General features: G+C 68.2%; 16 protein-coding genes. 9 read left to right on the forward strand and 7 right to left on the reverse strand.

The window, feature by feature from the left end; genetic code table 11:
* Positions 1-18: 18 nt before the first annotated feature.
* Entirely contained in the window at positions 19-2,880 is a 2,862-nt protein-coding gene (locus ACTPOE_RS14835) for a bifunctional diguanylate cyclase/phosphodiesterase (protein ID WP_458873013.1), read from the reverse strand.
* A gap of 131 nt (positions 2,881-3,011) precedes the next feature.
* On the reverse strand, positions 3,012-3,686 hold the full coding sequence (locus tag ACTPOE_RS14840) for a GntR family transcriptional regulator (RefSeq protein WP_458873014.1): 675 nt from the start codon (positions 3,684-3,686) through the stop codon (positions 3,012-3,014).
* Between the two features lie 214 nt (positions 3,687-3,900).
* On the opposite strand from ACTPOE_RS14840, the gene ACTPOE_RS14845 reads away from it, so the two are divergent.
* Both ACTPOE_RS14845 and ACTPOE_RS14850 read left to right on the forward strand, forming a co-directional pair.
* Positions 3,901-4,623 carry an aspartate/glutamate racemase family protein gene (locus ACTPOE_RS14845; RefSeq protein WP_458873015.1) on the forward strand — a complete coding sequence of 241 codons (723 nt, stop codon included), beginning with the start codon at positions 3,901-3,903 and terminating at the stop codon, positions 4,621-4,623.
* Between the two features lie 93 nt (positions 4,624-4,716).
* Positions 4,717-6,234, forward strand: a complete 1,518-nt coding sequence (locus ACTPOE_RS14850; protein WP_458873016.1) for an NCS1 family nucleobase:cation symporter-1 — start codon at positions 4,717-4,719, stop codon at positions 6,232-6,234.
* A gap of 82 nt (positions 6,235-6,316) precedes the next feature.
* On the opposite strand, the gene ACTPOE_RS14855 is transcribed toward ACTPOE_RS14850, so the two are convergent.
* Both ACTPOE_RS14855 and ACTPOE_RS14860 read right to left on the reverse strand, forming a co-directional pair.
* Positions 6,317-8,344, reverse strand: a complete 2,028-nt coding sequence (locus ACTPOE_RS14855; RefSeq protein ID WP_458873017.1) for a TonB-dependent copper receptor — start codon at positions 8,342-8,344, stop codon at positions 6,317-6,319.
* 269 nt (positions 8,345-8,613) lie between these two features.
* Entirely contained in the window at positions 8,614-9,033 is a 420-nt protein-coding gene (locus ACTPOE_RS14860; RefSeq protein ID WP_458873018.1) for a DUF2946 family protein, read from the reverse strand.
* Between the two features lie 228 nt (positions 9,034-9,261).
* On the opposite strand from ACTPOE_RS14860, the gene ACTPOE_RS14865 reads away from it, so the two are divergent.
* Genes ACTPOE_RS14865 through ACTPOE_RS14875 form a run of 3 tightly spaced genes read left to right on the forward strand, consistent with a single transcriptional unit; the run spans position 9,262 to position 11,540 of the window.
* The gene (locus tag ACTPOE_RS14865) at positions 9,262-10,062 is read left to right on the forward strand and encodes an amino acid ABC transporter substrate-binding protein (RefSeq protein WP_458873019.1); all 801 of its coding nucleotides are present in this window, start codon (positions 9,262-9,264) and stop codon (positions 10,060-10,062) included.
* A 45-nt stretch (positions 10,063-10,107) separates the two neighbouring features.
* Entirely contained in the window at positions 10,108-10,788 is a 681-nt protein-coding gene (locus tag ACTPOE_RS14870) for an amino acid ABC transporter permease (protein WP_458873020.1), read from the forward strand.
* Complete coding sequence (locus tag ACTPOE_RS14875) at positions 10,785-11,540, forward strand: amino acid ABC transporter ATP-binding protein (protein ID WP_458873021.1); 756 nt, start codon at positions 10,785-10,787, stop codon at positions 11,538-11,540. Before ACTPOE_RS14870 ends, ACTPOE_RS14875 begins: the two co-directional genes overlap by 4 nt.
* Before the next feature lie 81 nt (positions 11,541-11,621).
* Here ACTPOE_RS14875 and ACTPOE_RS14880 read toward each other — a convergent pair whose 3' ends face one another.
* On the reverse strand, positions 11,622-12,515 hold the full coding sequence (locus ACTPOE_RS14880; RefSeq protein ID WP_458873022.1) for a DMT family transporter: 894 nt from the start codon (positions 12,513-12,515) through the stop codon (positions 11,622-11,624).
* A 169-nt stretch (positions 12,516-12,684) separates the two neighbouring features.
* Here ACTPOE_RS14880 and ACTPOE_RS14885 point away from each other — a divergent pair, with 169 nt between their 5' ends.
* On the forward strand, positions 12,685-14,088 hold the full coding sequence (locus ACTPOE_RS14885) for an aminotransferase-like domain-containing protein (protein ID WP_458873023.1): 1,404 nt from the start codon (positions 12,685-12,687) through the stop codon (positions 14,086-14,088).
* Between the two features lie 65 nt (positions 14,089-14,153).
* The gene (locus ACTPOE_RS14890) at positions 14,154-14,936 is read left to right on the forward strand and encodes a uracil-DNA glycosylase (RefSeq protein WP_458873024.1); all 783 of its coding nucleotides are present in this window, start codon (positions 14,154-14,156) and stop codon (positions 14,934-14,936) included.
* Here ACTPOE_RS14890 and ACTPOE_RS14895 read toward each other — a convergent pair.
* Complete coding sequence (locus tag ACTPOE_RS14895) at positions 14,877-16,100, reverse strand: GGDEF domain-containing protein (RefSeq protein WP_458873025.1); 1,224 nt, start codon at positions 16,098-16,100, stop codon at positions 14,877-14,879. The genes ACTPOE_RS14890 and ACTPOE_RS14895 overlap by 60 nt on opposite strands.
* Before the next feature lie 2 nt (positions 16,101-16,102).
* Positions 16,103-17,323 (reverse strand): GGDEF domain-containing protein, encoded by a 1,221-nt coding sequence (locus ACTPOE_RS14900; protein WP_458873026.1) that lies wholly within the window; start codon positions 17,321-17,323, stop codon positions 16,103-16,105.
* A 446-nt stretch (positions 17,324-17,769) separates the two neighbouring features.
* On the opposite strand from ACTPOE_RS14900, the gene ACTPOE_RS14905 reads away from it, so the two are divergent.
* Positions 17,770-18,249 (forward strand): YbaK/EbsC family protein, encoded by a 480-nt coding sequence (locus ACTPOE_RS14905; protein ID WP_458873027.1) that lies wholly within the window; start codon positions 17,770-17,772, stop codon positions 18,247-18,249.
* An 18-nt stretch (positions 18,250-18,267) separates the two neighbouring features.
* On the forward strand, positions 18,268-19,116 hold the full coding sequence (locus tag ACTPOE_RS14910; RefSeq protein WP_458873028.1) for an EamA family transporter: 849 nt from the start codon (positions 18,268-18,270) through the stop codon (positions 19,114-19,116).
* Positions 19,117-19,119 lie beyond the last annotated feature (3 nt).

Below are 19,119 nucleotides of genomic sequence, written 5' to 3' on the forward strand. Positions count from 1 at the left end.
GACAGAATTTCAATCTATTTATGGGCCTGATCTATAGGCCCGGGCCTCGCCGTAGCGCAGGACGAAGCGCTCGAAGTCGTCCGGCTCCAGCGGCCGGCTGAAATGGTAGCCCTGGATGTCGTCGCAACCGCTGGCCCTGAGGAAAGCCAGCTGCTCGGCGGTTTCCACGCCCTCGGCAATGGTGGCCATGCTCAGGCTGCGGGCCATCTGGATGATGGCCGATGCGATGGCCTGGTCGTCCGCGTCGGAATCGATGTCGCGCACGAAGCTCTGGTCGATCTTGAGTTTGTGGATCTTGAAGCGCTTGAGATAGCTGAGCGACGAATAGCCCGTGCCGAAATCATCGATCGCCAGGCGGATGCCGCGCTGATGGAGATCCTGGATCTTCTGTGCGGCGATTTCCGGAGTCTTCATGGCGGCCGCCTCGGTCAGTTCCAGTTCCAGGCAATGGGGCGGTACGCCCGCCTCGTCCAGCATCCGGCTGATCCGGTCGGGCAGGTCGGGCTGATCGAACTGCACCGCCGACAGATTCACGGCGACGACCAGCCCGGACAGGCCGCGGTCCAGCCAGGCCCGGATCTGCCGCAGGGCGGTGCGCAGCACCCAGTCTCCGATAGACACGATCAGGCCGGACGATTCGGCGATCGGGATGAACTCGGCCGGACCGACAGCCCCCCACTGGGGGGAATCCCAGCGCAGCAGCGCCTCGGCACCGAAAATCCGATGTTCCGACAGGCGCAGTTGCGGCTGGTAGACCAGCCGCAACTCGCCCCGCTGCCGCGCCTGCTTCAGGGCATGGCCCAACGCGATCAGGCGGGCGGAGCGGGCCTGCATTTCGGGAGTGAAGAAGCAGCTGCCATTGCGGCCATCGGACTTGGCCCGGTACATGGCGGTCTCGGCGTGCTTGAGCAGGACATCGAGCTGCCCGGCGTCGGACGGGTATAGCGCGATGCCGATGGACGCCGTCACGAAGATTTCCTGACCGTCCAGCCGCAGCGGCAGCGCCACGGCGTCCAGCAGGGCCTGCGCCCCGCGGGCGGCTTCCTGCTGACCGGCGCCCGGCAGGATGGCCAGGAAATCGTCGCCCGACAGGCGCGACAGGACATCCTGCGCCCGCAGGGCCGTGCGCAGGCGATGGGCCATTTCCTGCAACAAGACGTCGCCGGCCTGGTGACCCAGGGAATCGTTGATGTCCTTGAAACGGTCCAGGTCGACCCACAGGACGGCCAGCGCGCGGAATTGCCGGCAGGCGTATCGGAAATGCTCGTGCAGCAGGGTGCGGTTGGGCAATCCGGTCAACTGATCGTAGTGCGACAGCTGCTGGATCCGGGCGGCGGCCTGCTTCTTCTCGGTGATGTTTTCCTTGAGCGACAGGTAATTGGTGATTTCTCCAGCGGCGTTGCGCACCGGATAGACCAGCACGGACTCCGTGAATTCCTGGCCGGCCTTGCCGACACTCATCAGTTCGCCCTGCCAGGGCTCGCCCCGGGCGATCCGGGTGGTGACGTCGAGCACGGTCGATTCCGGCATGCGGGGCGACCACAGGTCGGCCGGGTTGCGTCCCAGCAGTTCCTGATTGGTGTAGCCGCTCAGACGGCTATAGGCATCGTTGACATACTCGATGCGATAGGCCGCGTCGAGGATCATGATGGACACCGGGCTTTGCGCCACCGCCAGGGAGAACTTGCGCAGCATCTGATCGCTCTCGTGGCGCTGCGTGACGTCCCGCGAAATGACGACATAGCGGTCATCCTGGCCCGTCCGGGCCGGCTTGCGCGCCACGGACAACTCGAACCAGCGGATGTCGCCGCCAACCCGCAGGCTGAGGGTCCGGCCGCGCGAGATTCCCTGCCGGCCGGCTTCGCCGAGCGCCGCGAGGACCGTGTCGGCGGCCTGCGGCGGCAGGATGTCCTCTACCAGCCGGCCTCTCAGGCTGGCCCTGGACAGGGACATCCCCATGTCCTGGGCGGCATGCACGGCCATGTAGCGGCCCCGCGCGTCCATTTCGACCACCAGGTCGGGCAGAGCGTCCAGGGTCGCCTGCAGGCGCTGTCGGGACTCTTCCAGCATGGCATAGGGATGCTGGACGGTTTCGACGAAGACGGCCCGGTACAGATAGAGGTAGGCCAGCACCTTGTAGCAATGCGCGAACAGGTTGTAGACGTCCATGGCGCCCATGTAGCGCGTCAGGAAGAATTCGCTCTGGGCCATGATGCAGGCGGCCGCGAACAGCGCGCCGGCATTGAAGCGGCGGGGCAGGCGCATGAGCCACAGCAGCCGCGAGGCCGCCAGCAGGTTCAGGGCGACGATCCCGTATTCGACACCGACCGTGAACGCGGTCGGCCCCCAACCCGGAATGTAGGTGGGCGGCAGCCAGGCCGGAGCACGGAAGAACAGGACCGCCACCCCGAAAACCAGCAACAGGACGAGCAGTTGCCATCCGCCCAATGGCATGCCGACCGGACGGGCCCGCCAGGGAAGCCAGACCGCGATCAGAAGACCCAGGGCGCCGACCAGCCGGGCGGTCAGCCAGAAACTGGCGCTCGTCGCGGATGATCCGGGCGCGATGAAATCGGGCATGCCTGGAATGGACAGCACATGCAGGAAATCCAGCAGCGCCACCGCCAGGAAAGCGCTGGCCAGCCACAGAAGGCTGCCCGGCAGGGTTTCATGACGGGAGCTCCAGATGAGCCCGAAGATGAGGGAGGCCACCACGATGGACAGTGTTTCCAGCGCCATGTGCAGCGGCAGGAAATTGCTGACGTCGCTGGCCGTAGCCGGCAGGCGCAGGGTCGTGACCACGATCAGGACCACCAGCAGCGCGCTGACGGCGCCGAAGGCGCGGCGGGATTCCGCCAGATGGGCCGGATGGATGGTCATGGACGCTGCTCACGGATCGTACCGACCAATGTAACGGGCCGGCACCCCGAACGGCAAGTCCGGTCCGAGCCCCCGATCCGGCCCGTACCGCGCCCAGGATATCGGACGGCCCACCCGGGCGGGGTCGGGGATCAGCCTTCTTCGTACAGTCCGATGCCCCACCAGCGCAGGGTGCCCGACAAATGGGCGCGCACGGCCCGCACGGCGTCCTCCTCGCGCCCGGCCAGCACGGCGTCGATGATCCGCAAGTGCTCATCCATGGCGGGAATGATGCGTTCGGGCAGCAGCCGGCGCGATTGCTGCAGCACGGTGATGCGATCGTAATTGCTGGCATAGACACCCGCCGCCAGCGGATTGTCCAGCGCCCCGGACAGCGCCAGGTGCAACTTCCAGTCGACCGCCATGGCCCATTGCTGGAGTTCCGGCGTGATGCCGCCGGACGCCTGATCCCTGACGGCGGCGTGCTCCTCGCGCAAGGCCAGCATCGAGGCCTCGTCCAGCCGCGCGGACAGGATCCGGGCGCCTTCCTGGTCGAGCATGCAGCGCAAGTGGAAACAGGACCGGATCGTATCGGGAGTGGGCTCGATGACCAGCACCCCACGCTTGGGCAGGATCCGCACCAGGCCGGTGGATTCGGCGTGCTTCACGGCCTCGCGCACGGGCGCCAGCGGAAGGCCGGTCTTTTCCACCAGTTCCGCGATCGAAACCAGCTGGCCGGCCCGGACCTCGCCCCGGAACAGCAAGTCCCGGAAGGCCAGGAAAGCCTGATCGGCCAGCAGCATGTCGCCTGTGCGTCGCTCATTCATGGCAGGGTTAATCCCATGTTTTTTCTCATTGTATGCGGATTTATTATACGCAAAATGTTATCTGAAATATAACATGAAATGTTAGATAAGATTCCAGACTCCGTTCCCGGCGCTTCCGGCCCGCGCAAAACATTCCCGCACACGTGCGGTTGAAACGATCCGGCCGGACCGCCGTACCGGACGGCGGCCGATCTTCCTTCCACCAGGAGCAGTCATGCGCATTCTCGTCGTCAACGTCAACACCACCGCCTCCATGACGGATGCGATCGCGGCCGCGGCCCGGGCCGCGGCCGCGCCGGGAACCGAAATCGTGGGCCTGACCCCGATGTTCGGGGCCGAATCCTGCGAAGGCAACGTGGAAAGCTACCTCGCCGCCGTCGGCGTCCTGGACCGGGTCCTGAAGTACCCGGAACCCTTCGACGCCGTGATCCAGGCCGGATTCGGCGAGCACGGTCGCGAAGGCCTCCAGGAGGCGCTGGACGTCCCCGTCGTGGACATCACCGAGGCGGCTGCCATCATGGCCGGCCTGCTCGGACACAAGTTCGGGGTCGTCACCACGCTGGACCGCACCGTCCCGCTGATCGAGGACCGGCTCCTGCTCGCGGGCCTGGACCGCCGCTGCGCCGCCGTCGTCGCCAGCGGCATGAGCGTGCTGGAACTGGAAGAGGACCACGACCGTACTGTGGCCGCCATCGTCGCCAAAGCGAAGGAAATCGTCGATCGCCACGGCGTCGAGGTGATCTGCCTGGGCTGCGGAGGAATGGCGGGCCTGGACGAGGCCGTCGCGGCCGCGACCGGCGCGCCCGTCGTCGATGGCGTGGCCTCGGCCGTGACGCTGGCCGAAGGGCTCGTGCGCATGAGACTGCGCACATCCAAAGTCCGCACCTATGCGCCGGCGCGGCCCAAGAAGATCGCCGGCTGGCCGCTGGCCTGCTGATCCAGCCCCCGAAGACGGGCCCGCGCGCCGCGGACCCACCGATTCCCCAGGTCTGCCCGACGGCCGCCTGAACAACCTAGCGAGAATGTCATCATGTCCGAGCACACCTCACCCGCGATCTCCAACGAGGCGCTGGCCGCGCAGGACCCCACCGGCCGCCTCTACAACGAAGACCTGGCGCCCTCCCATCCGTCCCACCGGAAATGGAACGGCTACCAGCTCTTTTCCCTGTGGATGAACGACGCCCACAACGCCGGCAATTACACCTGGGCCGCCGGGCTGTTCGTCGGACTCGGGATGTCCGCGTTCGACATTACGCTGGGCATCTTCTTCGGGTCGCTCATCATCCTCGCGGGCTGCTGCCTGTCGGGGTTCATGGGACAGGCGACGGGCACGCCCTACCCCGTCATCAGCCGGATCACCTGGGGGATCTGGGGCGCCAATATTCCCGCCGTCGTGCGCGGCATCGTCGCCATCGCCTGGTACGGCGTGCAGACCTACCTGGCATCGATCGCCCTGAACGCCCTGCTCTCGCGCGCCGTTCCCGGATTCCGCGAACTCAGCATGGACGGCGCGGCCAGTTTCCTGAACCTGCACGTGGGCGGCTGGATCTGCTTCCTCGCCCTGTCGATCATCCAGTTGATCATCGTGCGCCGGGGAATGGAGGCCGTGCGGCACTTCCAGGGCCTGGCCGGACCGATCATCTGGGTGGTCATGCTGGTCCTGATGTTCTATTTCCTGTCCAAGGCCGACTGGTCGTTCGACTGGTTCACCGGGCCTCACGGCACCAAGATGGAAGGCGGCGAACAGGTCCGGAACATCCTGATCGCGATGGCCCAGACGGTCGGCACACTGGCCACCCTGATGCTCAATTTCTCGGACTTCTCGCGATATTCCCCGGACCGCCGCTCCATCATCTCGGGCTGCGCCTGGGGCCTGCCGATCAACTGGACGGCCTTTGCGATCACCTCGGTCATCACCACGGCGGCGGCCGCGCAGGTGCTCAACGCGGATATCAACCAGATCAAGGATCCAGGCATCCTGCTCGAGCACGTGGACAACTCGATCATGTTCTACGTCTTCACCACGGCCTTCGTGTTCGCCACCATCGGCGTCAACATCGTCGCCAATTTCGTCTCGGCCGCGTTCGACATCTCCAATATCAATCCGCGCCGGATCAGTTTCCGCACCGGCGGCCTGATCACCGCCATCGTCTCGATCATCGTGACTCCCTGGAACTACTTCAACGACCCGGTCATCGTCGGCTACTTCCTCGGCAGCCTGGGCGCGCTGCTCGGCCCCTTCTTCGGCATCCTGGCGGTCGACTACTTCCTGGTCCGCAAGCAGAAGTTCAGCGTCCGGCACATGTACCTGCCCACGCCGGAATCGATCTACTACTACAACAAGGGGATCAGCCGGTACGCGCTTTATGCCCTGATCCCGTCGGCGATCGTCTCGCTGAGCGTCGCGCTGATGCCGGCATTCTCCCCGATCAAGGATTTCGGCTGGTTCATCGGCGCTCCCCTGGCCGGGATCATCTACTACTTCCTGGCGAACGGCCGCGTGATCGTCCTGCCGCCCGAAGAGACGGGCGCGGCCGCGCGGCCATAGCGTCCCGCCGGACCAGGCGGCCGGCCTCCCGTGTCCGCCGGGACGGCCCGCTTCCCGGAGCGGGCCGCCTTTCGGCACGTGATCAATCCAGCGCGATCTGCGCCTTCAGCCAGAAGACCCGGCCCGGTTCATTGATCCGGGTATCCACGAAAGACACGTTGCCGGGGATGTCCACCCCCGCCCGGGACAGATGCTCGGCGTAGGTCTTGTTCAGGACATTATCCACGCCGGCGGTCAACAGCACGGTCTTGTTCGGCCGCCAGCCGGCGTTCAGCGACAGCACGCCGAAGCCGCCGGTGGGGCCGAGGTCCTTGCCGGCGATGCCGCCCATCCCCTCGTCATAGCGATTCTGCGCGGCCACCAGGCGCCAGAGAATGCCCGCGGAATACGGCCCCTGGGCATAATTCAGCCCCAGGCGGACCTCCAGCGGCGGCTGCTGCGCCAGCGCGGTGTCATCCGTGCGGTTCTCGCCATACACATAGGCCAGGCTCGCCACGCCTTGCCAGGACGGATGGAATTGCCAGGAGGCGTCCAGCTCTCCGCCCATGACCGTGGCGTCGACGTTGCGGGTCCGGCTACGGTCCCAGTCGATGAGGATATAGTCGTCCACCCGGCTGTAGAAGGCCGAGGCCGACAGCGCGAAGGGGCCGCTGCGCCAGTTCGTGCCGATATCCAGCTGGTTGAGCTTTTCCGGCTTGGTGGACAGGAAGGCGCTGTTGGTACCGTCCGGGCCGCCCTTCATCAGTTCCCAGTAGTCCGGGAAGCGTTCCGAATGGCCGAACCCGGCGTACCAGGTGCTGTTGTCGCCATAATCCCGCTCATAGCGCAGGAAGCCGCTGGACAGGGTGCGGTCGTTCTTGCGCCCGGCGGTGACCGACCTGGCAGGCACGCGCTTGTCGCGCGCCTCGATCCAATCGACCCGCAGGCCGCCGACCACGCGGTCGGCGTCGGTGAGGAACCAGGTGCTTTCGCCGAAGACGCCATACTGCTCGAAACGCATGTCCTCCATCCGGGGCGCCGCCAGAAAAGCGGCATCGGCGGCATCGGCGGAGGCCTGCATCCCGCTGCCCCGCGCGCGGTGCACGTCCTGCTTGGCGTCTGCCCCGACGACCAGCTTCCACGACTCGGCCGGACGCAGCGTGGTGCTCAGCCGGCCGCCCGTGGTGCGGCGGTCCGGATTGTTGGCCATGTACGGCTTCATCTTGCCCGCCGGCACGTCGCGCAAGGTGTAGTTGTCCATCACATGGTCCACGTAGTTGTAGTAGACCCGCCCCTCGACTTCATCGACCAGGCCGCCCATGCGCTTGCGCTCGAACATCAGCGAGACGTTCTCGCGCTTGAACTTCGCACCGTCCATGCCGCGGTCGGCATAGGCGGCGCGGCCGTCGCTGAGCGCGGCGGACAGTTCGATGCGCGTCTTGTCGTCCGGCGTCAGCCCGATGGCGGCATGGCTGCTCCAGCGCAGGTATTCGGAATGCACGCGGTTGCCGTCGCCGTCCTCGTAATCGTCGGCCTGGGCGCGGGTGCCGCCGGCGCGCACGTATGCCTGCGGCCCGCCGACCAGCACGTCGGCCATCTGGTCGTTGCGCCCGAAGCTGCCCAGCGTCAGGCTGCCGTCGGCCTTCCAGCCGAAGGACTCCATGCGCTTCACGTCCCGCTCGAACAGCACCACGCCAGCCGACTGGCCCGCGCCGTAACGCACGCTCTGCGGCCCTTTGAGGACGGTGACGAGGTCGTAGGATTCGGGATAGACGTAGGCCGTGGGCGGGTCCATGCGCCCGCCGCAGCCGCCGTAGATTTCCTGGCCGTCCAGGAGGATGCCCAGGCGCGAGCCGGAAAAGCCGCGCAGCACCGGGTCGCCATCCGTACCGCCCTTGCGAATCACGGAGAACCCGGGGATGCTCTTGAGAAAATCCGCGCCATCATGGGCGGGCACGGGCTGGCGCGGGGCTTTGGGGTCCGTGCGCACCACCAGGGGCTCATCCGCGGCGGGCGCGGTGACGACCACGGGCGACAGCGCCCGTACGGGCTCAGACAGCGCGGCCAGCGGCAGGCCGAGCGACATCAGGGCAAACGGGATCCCGGCCACCCACAAGGTTTCCTTATTCATCAAAGTCTCGATATGCGAAAAAACTGAAAGACATCCAGGGCCGCCCGCGGCCGGCGTGCCGTCGGCACGCCAAGCCGGGGTGGCCCCGAAACAAGAGATCGAATGCCCCCACGCCGCGCCTTCGGCTCGTGCCCGCCTCGCAGCTTGCATGCTGCTTGGATTCGTCAGGCGCGGGATAGTCCGCAAGGGACTACTATCCCGCGTCCCGGCTCATCCCCCGAGGGGGCCGCTTTTGCCTTGGGACGGCCCGGCGGCAAAAAATCAGGGTTTCAGCACGAACGGGACGGGGGACAGCGCGCGGGCGGCCATTCCCAGGTTTCAGCAATCCTGGCGGCGCAGGGAGTTTCGTCGAACCCTGCCGCGGGCTGGGCCCAGGAGGCGGCCGGCACGGCGGTGCCGGCCATGGCGGCCGTCGGTGGAGCGGGAGTAGTGGCGCACAGCGGGCAATGGCCGGTCCGGAGCATGCGCGGCGATCCGGAACCGTCCGGATCGTCCGGATCGGACGACAGGTCCATGACCACCATGCCGGCCGGCGTGCACGCCACGATCTGCACGCCCCGCAAAGGGTCGGACGACGGAATGCCTGCGAACACGGGCCCGACGACCTGGAGCCAGAGCCCCAGGACCAGAAGCCAGTGGATGACGAAGCATCCGCGTATACGCTTGCCCGCATAGTGCATGTGAAGCATTCTATGCCGCATGGCCAGCACCCCGGTTGACGCCGGTCAAGCCGCGCAGCCGTCGACAGGCTCGGACCCGGCCGCGGCCCTCCGTCCGGCGCGGACCCATATTTCCAGGAGCGATATGCAGATAGGCTGAAAGCCTTTGCGGCTTGAAGAACATCTCATTAGAATGAAAAACAATAAGACACGGCGTTCATATAACCCACTGAATTAATTGACCCTCATCCACCCATCATGAAGAAAAAACTCTCCGCCCTGCTGTTCGCCTCGCTGCTTCCCCTGCTGGCCGCCGCGCCCGCCGCCCAGGCGGCCGCCGAAGACCTCGCCGCCATCCAGAAGGCCGGCGTCCTGCGCATCGGCACCGAAGGCACCTACGCGCCGTTCTCCTACCACGACCCCAAGGACAACCGCCTGGTCGGCTTCGACGTGGACATCGGCCGCGCGATCGCCAAGCAGCTGGGCGTCAAGGCGGAATTCGTAGAGGGCAAATGGGACGGCCTGATCGCCGGATTGGACGTCAACCGCTACGACGTGGTCATCAACCAGGTCGGCATCAGCCCCGAACGGCAGGCCAAGTTCGACTTCTCCAAGCCGTACATCGCCTCGGCCGCGGCGCTGATCGTGCGCGAGGACAACGATACGATCCACGCATTCGCCGATCTGAAGGGCAAGCGCTCGGCCAACACCATCACCAGCAACTTCGGCAAGCTCGCCCAGCGCAGCGGGGCGGAAGTGGTGCCGGTGCAAGGCTTCAACGACGCCATCGCCCTGCTGACCTCGGGCCGTGTGGATGCGACCGTCAACGACCAACTGTCGTTCCTGGACTTCAAGCACCAGCAGCCCAAGGCCAAGGTCAAGGTCGTCGCCACCGACGACAGCGCCGAGTTCGGCCAGTCCGGCGTGCTGATGCGCAAGAACCAGCCGGCCCTGAAGGCCGCCATCGACAAGGCGCTGGACGCCCTGCGCGACGACGGCACGTACAAGCAGATCTCCGAACGCTATTTCGGCGAGGATCTGTCCGCCAAGGTCAAGTAAGCCCGCCCCGCGCGCACCGCGACACGATCCACAGGAGTCCCGACCGTGCCGGACTGGCTTCGTCTGATGATGGATTCCCTCTGGCCATTGCTGGTCGGGGGAATCAAATTTACCGTGCCGCTGGCGCTTCTGTCCTTCGCGGCGGGGCTGCTGCTGGCATTTCTGACCGCGATCGCGCGGCTGTTCGGTCCGCCGCCGCTGGTGGCGCTGGTCCGGTTCTACGTCTGGCTGATCCGCGGCACGCCGCTGCTGGTGCAGCTGTTCGTGATCTTCTACGGCCTGCCCAGCGTCGGCTTCGTATTGGACCCGCTGCCGGCCGCCCTGATCGGCTTTTCGCTGAACGTGGGCGCCTACAACGCCGAGGTCATCCGCAGCGCCATCGAGGCCATCCCCAGGGGTCAGTGGGACGCCGCCTATTCGCTGAGCATGACGCGCGCCCAGGCGCTGCGGCGCACAGTGCTGCCCCAGGCGGCGCGCGTGGCCGTGCCGCCGCTGGCCAATTCCTTCATCGCCCTGGTGAAGGACACTTCGCTGGCCGCGGTGATCACCGTGCCCGAAATCTTCCAGGCGGCCCAGCGCATCGCTTCCGTGACCTACGAACCGCTGATCCTGTACGTGGAGGCAGCCCTGATTTACCTGGTGCTCTGCTCCTTCCTGTCGGCGGCCCAGGCGCGCCTGGAACGCCATTTCGGGCAGCACGCCGTCTTCACCGAGGGGCAGCGATGATCGAACTGCGAGGCATCCGCAAGTCCTTCGCCGGCCACGAGGTGCTGCACGGCGTCGATGTCGACATCCCCGAAGGCCGGGTGACCGCGCTGATCGGCCCTTCGGGCAGCGGCAAGAGCACCCTGCTGCGCTGCGTGAACCTGCTGGACGTCCCCGACGCGGGCCGGCTGGCGCTGGGCGAGGAGACCCTGGCATTCCAGCCCGGACTCCACCCGCCGCGGCCGGCGGTACAGCGCATCCGCCAGCAGACCGGCATGGTGTTCCAGAACTTCCAGCTGTTCCCCCATCAGACCGCCGTGCAGAACGTGATGGAAGGCCTGGTGACAGTGAAGGGCTGGAGCCGCGAGCGCGCCCGCGACCGCGCCCTGGGGCTATTGGACAAGGTCGGCCTGCGGGAAAAGGCCGATGCCTGGCCATCCAGCCTGTCCGGCGGCCAGCAGCAGCGCGTGGCCATCGCCCGCGCGCTGGCGCCCGAGCCGCGCGTGCTGCTGTGCGACGAACCCACATCGGCCCTGGACCCGGGCCTGGCGGCGGAAGTGGTCGCCGTCCTGGGAGACCTGGCCGCCGAGGGCATGACCATGCTGATGGCCACTCACGACCTGCGCCTGGCGGCGCAGATCGCCCGCCAGACCGTGTTCCTGCAGGACGGCTCGGTCATCGAGGCCGGCCCGTCCGCCGATCTGTTCCGCAATCCGCGGGACCCGCGCACACAACGCTTCGTGGCCACCCTGAAGGCCGACACGTCCGGATAGGGGACGAGCGGCCGTCCTGCCACTGGCGCGATCGGTCCGGAACCGTCTGGCGCAATCCGGCGCCCCGCGCCGAAGAGCCCGTCAGCGCGCGGCCTCCGGAGCCGCCGCCGGGGCCGCCGCCGTGTACCTCGCCCCCGCCACGCAAGCCACGACGAAGGCGGTGACCGCCAGCATGACCGGCGTGACGGGTTCGCCCAGCAGCCAGGCAGCCAGCATCAGGCCCATGAAGGGCTGCAGCAACTGCAGCTGGCCGACGGCGGCGATGCCGCCCTGGGCCAGCCCCCGGTACCAGAAGACGAAGCCCACCAGCATGCTGAAGACCGCCACGTAGGCCAGGCCGCCCCAGGCGGACGCGGGGATGCCGGTCCACGCGGCCGGGCGCAGGACCACGGATAGCGGCAGGCTGACCGGCAGCGACAGCGCCAGCACCCAGCAGATGACCTGCCAGCCGCCCAGCCGACGCGACAGACGGCCGCCTTCGGCGTAGCCGTAGCCGCAGGTGACGATGGCGACCATCATCAGGGCGTCGGCGCCCAGCGAGCCGGAACCGTCCCGACTGAGCGCGAATCCGGCCACCGAGGCCGCGCCCAGGAGGGCGAACATCCAGAACGCGCGGGAAGGCCGCTCGCCGCCCAGCCAGGTACCGAAGATCGCCGTCGTCAATGGCAGCAGGCCGATGAAGACCAGGGAATGCGCCGAAGTAATGGTCCGCAGGGCCAGGGCGGAAAACAGGGGAAAGCCGAGCACCACTCCGAAGGCCACCAGCAGCAGGGCGCCCAGGTCGGCCCGGGCGGGCCGGGGGCTGCGCATGAAGGCCAGCGCGGCCAAGGCCAGCAGACCGGCCAGGGCGGCCCGCACCGCCGTGACGAACAGGGGGTCGAGCCCCAGGACGGCCAGCCGCGTCGCCGGCAATGATCCGCTGAAGATCACGACCCCGATCATGCCGTTGATCCAGCCGCGCGTGGTGGTGTTCATCCGCGTTTCCTTTTGTCCTGTACAGGAGATGCTGCGGGCTTCAGAATGCCTCGTCCCTGAAGCGGAATCCAGATACAGTACAGTACAATACCAATCAACTGTACTGTTCAGTGTGAACAGCCCCCAACCCTCGCGGACTCGTCCACCGATCCGGAGATGGCCGCCGCCCATGGATATCCCGCCTTTCCCCCCGCCGGGCCGCACCGCCGCCATCATGCGCTTCGTGCGCCAGCGCATCGCCGCCCGAGAATGGCCGCCCGGCGCGCGCCTGCCGTCCCTGCGAGGCATGGCGCAGCGGCATGGCGTCTCCAAGTCCACCGTCGTCGAGGCCTACGACCGGCTGGCGGCCGAAGGCGCCATCCGGGCGCGCGCCGGCGCAGGCTTCTACGTCGCCGGGCCCCTGGCTCCGCTGGCGCTGGCCGAGATCGGCCCGCGCCTGGACCGCCAGATCGATCCTCTGTGGGTGTCGCGCCAGTCACTGGACCTCGGCGCCCAGGCTCTGAAGCCCGGCTGCGGCTGGCTGCCTGACGACTGGATGCCCCGGGACGCCATCCGCCGCGCCCTGCGCCAGGTGGCGCGCGATCCGGACGCTCCGCTGACGGACTACGCTCCCGCACTGGGCCTGCCGGCGCTGCGCAGCGAGATCGCCCGGCACCTGGGCACACGCGGCCTCGCAATCGACCCTCGACGCATCCTGCTGACCGATTCCGGAACCCAGGCCGTGGACCTGCTATGCCGCTTTCTGATCGAGCCGGGCGATGCCGTCCTGGTGGACGACCCCTGCTATTTCAACTTCCTGGCGCTGCTGCGCGCGCACCGCGCCCGCGTCGTCGGCGTGCCCCACACGCCCGACGGGCCGGACATGGACCGCTTCGAGGCCGCCCTGAAGGCACACCGCCCACGTCTCTACCTCAGCAACGCCGGGCCGCACAACCCGACGGGCGCCCGGCTGTCGGCCGACAAGGCGCGGCGCATCCAGGCGCTGGCGCACGCCTACGACCTGATCCTGATCGAGGACGACATCTTCGGCGATCTCGAGTCCAGACCCTCGGCCCGGCTGGCGGCCGACGACAGCCGCGACCGTGTCGCCCAGGTCGGCAGTTTTTCCAAGACCCTGTCCGCCAGCCTGCGCTGCGGCTACCTGATCGCGCGCGAAGACTGGCTGGATGCCCTGGCCGACCTGCGCACCGCGACGACGTTCTCCGGCGCCGGCCTGACCCAGGCGGTGATCGCCCGGCTGCTGCGCGACGGCGCCTGGCAGCAGCACACGCGGCTGCTGCGCCAGCGCCTCGCGCTGGCGATCCCCCGCGCCATCCGCCTGCTGGACGCCCTGGGCCTGCGGCCCTGGCACGAACCCGAGGACGGCATGTTCCTGTGGTGCCGGCTGCCGGACGGCATCGACGGCGCGCGCCTGGCGCAGGCGGGCCTGCAGCAGGGCCTGATGCTGGCGCCCGGCAACGTCTTCAGCCAGGCGCAGGCGGCCGGGAACATGATGCGCTTCAACGTGTCGCAGATGGATGATCCCCGCCTGCCCGATCGCCTGGCTACACTGATCAGAATCTGTCCGCGCTGATCATGGAAACGCCGGACCGGCCGGCGCCCACCCATTCCCTGAACTCCCGATCCCGACAAACGACCATGCTCCCCCCGTCCGACACCGAAGTGCACAACGCGTTCCAGGGTTCCCTGAGGGCCCAGATCGACACCCTGCCGTCCGCCTGGAAATCCGCGCTGGAGTCCCCCCACCTGCAAGGGATCCTGGACCGGCTCGACGCGATGCTGGCCGAACGGCTGGCCGCCGGGGCGTGCATCTTCCCGCTGCGACCCTTCCGCGCCCTGATCGAGGTCCCGCCGGACGCGGTCCAGGTGGTGATCGTCGGCCAGGATCCCTACCACGGGCCGAACCAGGCCCAGGGCCTGGCGTTCTCCGTGCCGGATTTCTGCCCCGCGCCGCCCAGCCTGCGCAACATGTTCAAGGAACTCGCACTGGAATACGGCGAACCCGAACAGCCGCCGCGCAACAGCCTGGTGCGTTGGGCGCGCCAGGGCGTGCTGCTGCTGAACACCTCGCTCACCGTCGAAGCCCACCAGCCGGCCTCGCATGCCAAGAAGGGCTGGGAACATATCACCGACGCCCTGATCATGCGGGTGCTGCGCGAGGCTCGCCCCAAGGTCCTGCTGCTCTGGGGCTCGCACGCCCAGGCGCGGCGCGCGCTGCTGGACATGCAGCCCCCGACCGGCCCGGTCGAAGTGCTGACGGCCAACCACCCCTCGCCCCTGTCCGCCCTGCGTCCGCCGCGTCCATTCATCGGCTGCGGCCATTTCCGCCAGGCCAACGACTGGCTGCGGGCGCACGGGGAGTCAGGCATCGACTGGATGCTGGCCCGCACGCCCGCCGCCGCCCCCGGCTACGGCGGCTGAGCCGCTCTCCGGATCATCCCCGGCCCACGAGCGGGCGCAGTCGCGGCCCGCATCCTTGGCCTGGTACATCGCCCGGTCCGCCCGGGCGAGCAGCGGACCCAGTTCGTCGCCGTCCTGAGGCGCGCAGGCGATGCCGATGCTCGCGCTCAGAGGCTCGCAGATCCGGCAATCGCACTCCCGAAGATGGTCCCGGATCCGCGCCGCCAGGCTCAGGGCGCCTTCGACGTCCATATCCGGCGCCAAGACAACGAATTCCTCGCCGCCGATCCGCGCACACAAGTCGCCCTTGCGCACGGCACGGCGCAGCACGCCCGCGAAAGCGGCCAGCACCCGATCGCCGGCCTCGTGCCCGCAACTGTCATTGATACGCTTGAAGCGATCCAGATCGCACATCAGCAGGGCGACGGTCCGCCCTCGGGCCAGGGATTCCCGCAGCATGCCACCGCCCCGCTCATACAGGGCGCGCCGATTCGCCAGGTCGGTCAGGGCATCGTGCAGGGCCGCATGCCGGTAGCGCCGCTCGGAGCGCCCGCCCACCATCATCAGGATGGCGAAAGCCACGCCGATGAAGAACAATATGCCCTCGAACACCGCCATCGGGAAATCGAAGCGCAACCGCCCCGGCCCGGGTCCCGACAGTGACACCGCCGCCATGCGGACGGCGGCCAGCACGCCGTGCAGCAGCACGATGCCGAACGGCAGGACCGCCAGCCTCGTATTTCCTCCCTTCCCGCGCGGATCGAACCCCAGTTCCCACAGGGACGCTCCGGTATAGGCCAGAGTCGGCAGGCCATATGCAATGACGCGCGCCATGCCCGAGAATACGAATCCGGGCCATAGGCAGACCAGGCACCAGGCCAGCGGGCCGGCCGCGATCCACGGCCATAGCGGAAGCTTCCCGGAAAATGCCCGCAAGCCGGTCCAGACGCAGGCATGCGCCAGAATCAGCAAGGCGCCGAAACCGGCCACCGATCGCCACCAGGCGCCGCCCGGATCCGCCACGCCCAGCAGAAACCCCGCCCCGACGAGCAGCAGCGCGGCCCCGGTCCATCCCAGCGTCCGGTCGCGGCGGCCCAGCAGGGCCGCCGCCAGGATCAGCCCGCCCACCAGCGACAGGATCGGGATTTCCGCGATCAGCAGCGTGCGCGGGTCCAGACCGCCCATGCTCAGACCTCGGCGGAAGGCGTGGCGGCCCCGGCGGCGCGCGCCCGCGCGGCGGGAGCGCCCGGCCGGCCGGCCGCGATCCGGCTGGCCGACTGACGGACACAGTCCCGCCCCGCGGCCTTGGCCTCGTACAGCGCCCGGTCGGCGCAAGCCAGCAGGCGGTCGAGCTCGTGGCCGGCCACCGACGCGCAAGCGATGCCGATGCTCACGCTCAAGCGTCCGGTCGTCCGGGAGGTGCGTTCCGCCAGGCCGCGACGGATCCGGTCCGCCAGGGCCTGGGCGCTCAGGGGCCCCAGGTCCGGCGCCAGAACGATGAATTCCTCGCCACCGATACGGGCACACAGGTCGCCCGCGCGCACCTGGGAGCGCAGGATGTCGGCGAACAGAGCCAGGACCCGGTCGCCCGCGTCGTGCCCGCGCTCGTCATTGATGCGCTTGAACCAGTCCAGGTCGCACATCAGCAGAGCCATGTCCCGGCCCTCCCGGTGCGCCCGCGCCATGGCCGAAGCGCCCTGATCGAACAGGGCGCGCCGATTGGGCAACCGGGTCAGCGCGTCGTGCAGGGCCGCATGGCGGTACCGCCGTTCCTCCCGCGCGCGCACCAGAATCAGGATGCCGAAGGACAGGCTGATGCTGAACAGGATGCCTTCCAGCATGGTCACGGCGAAATCCGGCCACAGCAGCCAGGACATGCCCGGTACCCGGACGGCCGAACCTACGCGATAGAGGTAGAACAGACCATGGGCGATCAACACGATCAGCAAGGGAAACACCGATCCGGCATCCCCGCGCCGCTCAGGCCATATTTCCCGACCGGCCGCCACGAGGTAGCCGATCGCCAGCAGGGAAAAGACCAGGAGCCGCGCGGCATCCGAGTCCATGAACCACGGCCACAGGCACAGCGTGAACCAGGCCGCCGCACCCGCCAGCAGCACCTGCGGGCGCACGGGCCGGCCGGCATAGACCCGCAGGCCCGCCCAGACGCAGGCATGCGCCGTGACCAGCAGCATGTTGGACAGCACGATCACGAGATCGCGCCAGCCCGGCAGCCCGCGCGCGATGCTGATCACGAAACCCACCCCACCGATCAGCAGCGCGCCCGACATCCACAGCAGCGTGCGGTCGCGCCGCCCCAGCAAGGCGGCCAGCAGCATCAGCCCCCCCACGAGAAACAGCACGAAGGATTCGACGATCAGCAAGGTGCGGGCATCCAGGTTCAGCATCGGGCCATCGCCTTTCTTTCCTGTCCGGAGAACCCGGATTGTTTCAAAGCATTTCACACCTGAAATGCCTATGATGGTAGACGGAATAACCCTGGAATTTTAGGGCCTGTTCACATCGATCAAGGAGCCGCGAAGACATGAAAATCTGGCTGAACGAGGCGCACGGCGCGGCGCGTATGTCCATACGCGCAAGACAGGCAACGCGGGGCAGACGGATTCTTCATGGCTTCCCGCGGAGTTGCCTGGGTGCCGCCGCCCGCCGCGTTGCCGCCCCACCGAGCCGCTTGCAAGCGGCCCGGATTCGTCAGGCGCCGGGCGGTCCGCAGGAACTGCCCGCTGTCCGGACTCATCTTCGCAAGACATTGAGCCTTGCCGCGGTGGACGCCTCGCGCTCGACAGCGCCCAGGCCCAACGCGATCTCCCTGATCAGTGTGAACAGGCCCTGAATGACGATCGAATCCGTCCGGCGATTCTTCGCCCAGCATGCCCCCGATCTGGACATCCTCGAACTGGAGCGGAGCACCGCCACCGTCGCCCTGGCGGCCGAAGCCCACGGGGTGGCACCCGGCCAGATCGCCAAGACCCTGTCCCTGCGGACGGGCGACTCCGTCGTCCTGGTCGTGGCGCGGGGCGACGCGCGCCTGGACAACCGCAAGCTCAAGCAGGCCTTCGGCGGCCGCGTCAAGATGCTGCCAGCCGAAGAGGTCGCCGACCTGACCGGACACCCGGTGGGCGGCGTCTGCCCCTTCGGCCTGACCCGGCCGCTGCCGGTCTACTGCGACATCAGCCTGCGCGATTTCGACGTCGTCATGCCGGCGGCAGGCTCCACCCGCAGCGCCGTGCGCATCGACCCCGAACGCCTGGCCCGATTGACCGGCGCATCCTGGGTGGACGTGTGCCAGGCCGCCGCGCCGGCGGGCGCCTGACCGCCCTGCCCTCCCTCCATGACAGTCCGGCCCGACCTCGTCTACGGCGCCGTCCTGGCGGCCGCACTGCTGCACGCCGGCTGGAACGCCCTCATCAAGCGCAGCGCGGACACCCTGCTGAGTACCACCGGCATCGCGGCGGCGTCCGCCTCCATAGCCCTGGCCGCTCTGCCCTGGCTGCCGGCGCCCGCCGCGGCGAGTTGGCCCTGCATCCTCACATCCCTGGTCCTGCAGATCGCCTACATGAGGCTCCTGGCCCGGATCTACCGGATCGCGGACATGAGCGCGAGCTACCCCGTGATGCGCGGCACCGCGCCTCTGCTGGTAGCCGCGGCGTCCGCCGCGCTGTTCCATGAGTCCCTGAATCCCACCGCCCTGGCCGGGGTCGCCGCCATCTGCGGCGGGATCCTGTGCATCGGACTGCGCCCCTCCGGCACGCCTCGAACGTCCTCCGGCCTGCGGCTCGCCCTGCTGAACGCCGCCGTCATCGCCGGCTACACCCTGGTGGACGGCGTCGGAGTCCGCCTGTCGGGCGCGCCGGCCAGCTACACGCTGTGGATCTTCCTGCTGCAGGGATGCGCCATGACCCTGATCGGCCTGCGCGCCCGCCCCGGCGCACTGCCGCCCTACCTGCGCGGCCACTGGCGGTCCTGCCTGACGGGCGGCTTCGGGTCCGTGATGTCCTACGGAGTCGCCCTGTGGGCCATGACACTGGCGCCGATCGCCGTCATCGCCGCCCTGCGGGAGACATCGATCCTGTTCGGCACCCTGATCGCGGGCCTGTACCTGCGCGAGCGCCTGGGGCCGTCCCGCATCCTGGGCGCCTGCATCCTGGTACTGGGCGCCATCCTGCTGCGCCTGGCCTGAGGC

It is taken from the genome of Castellaniella sp. WN (genome assembly GCF_054457555.1).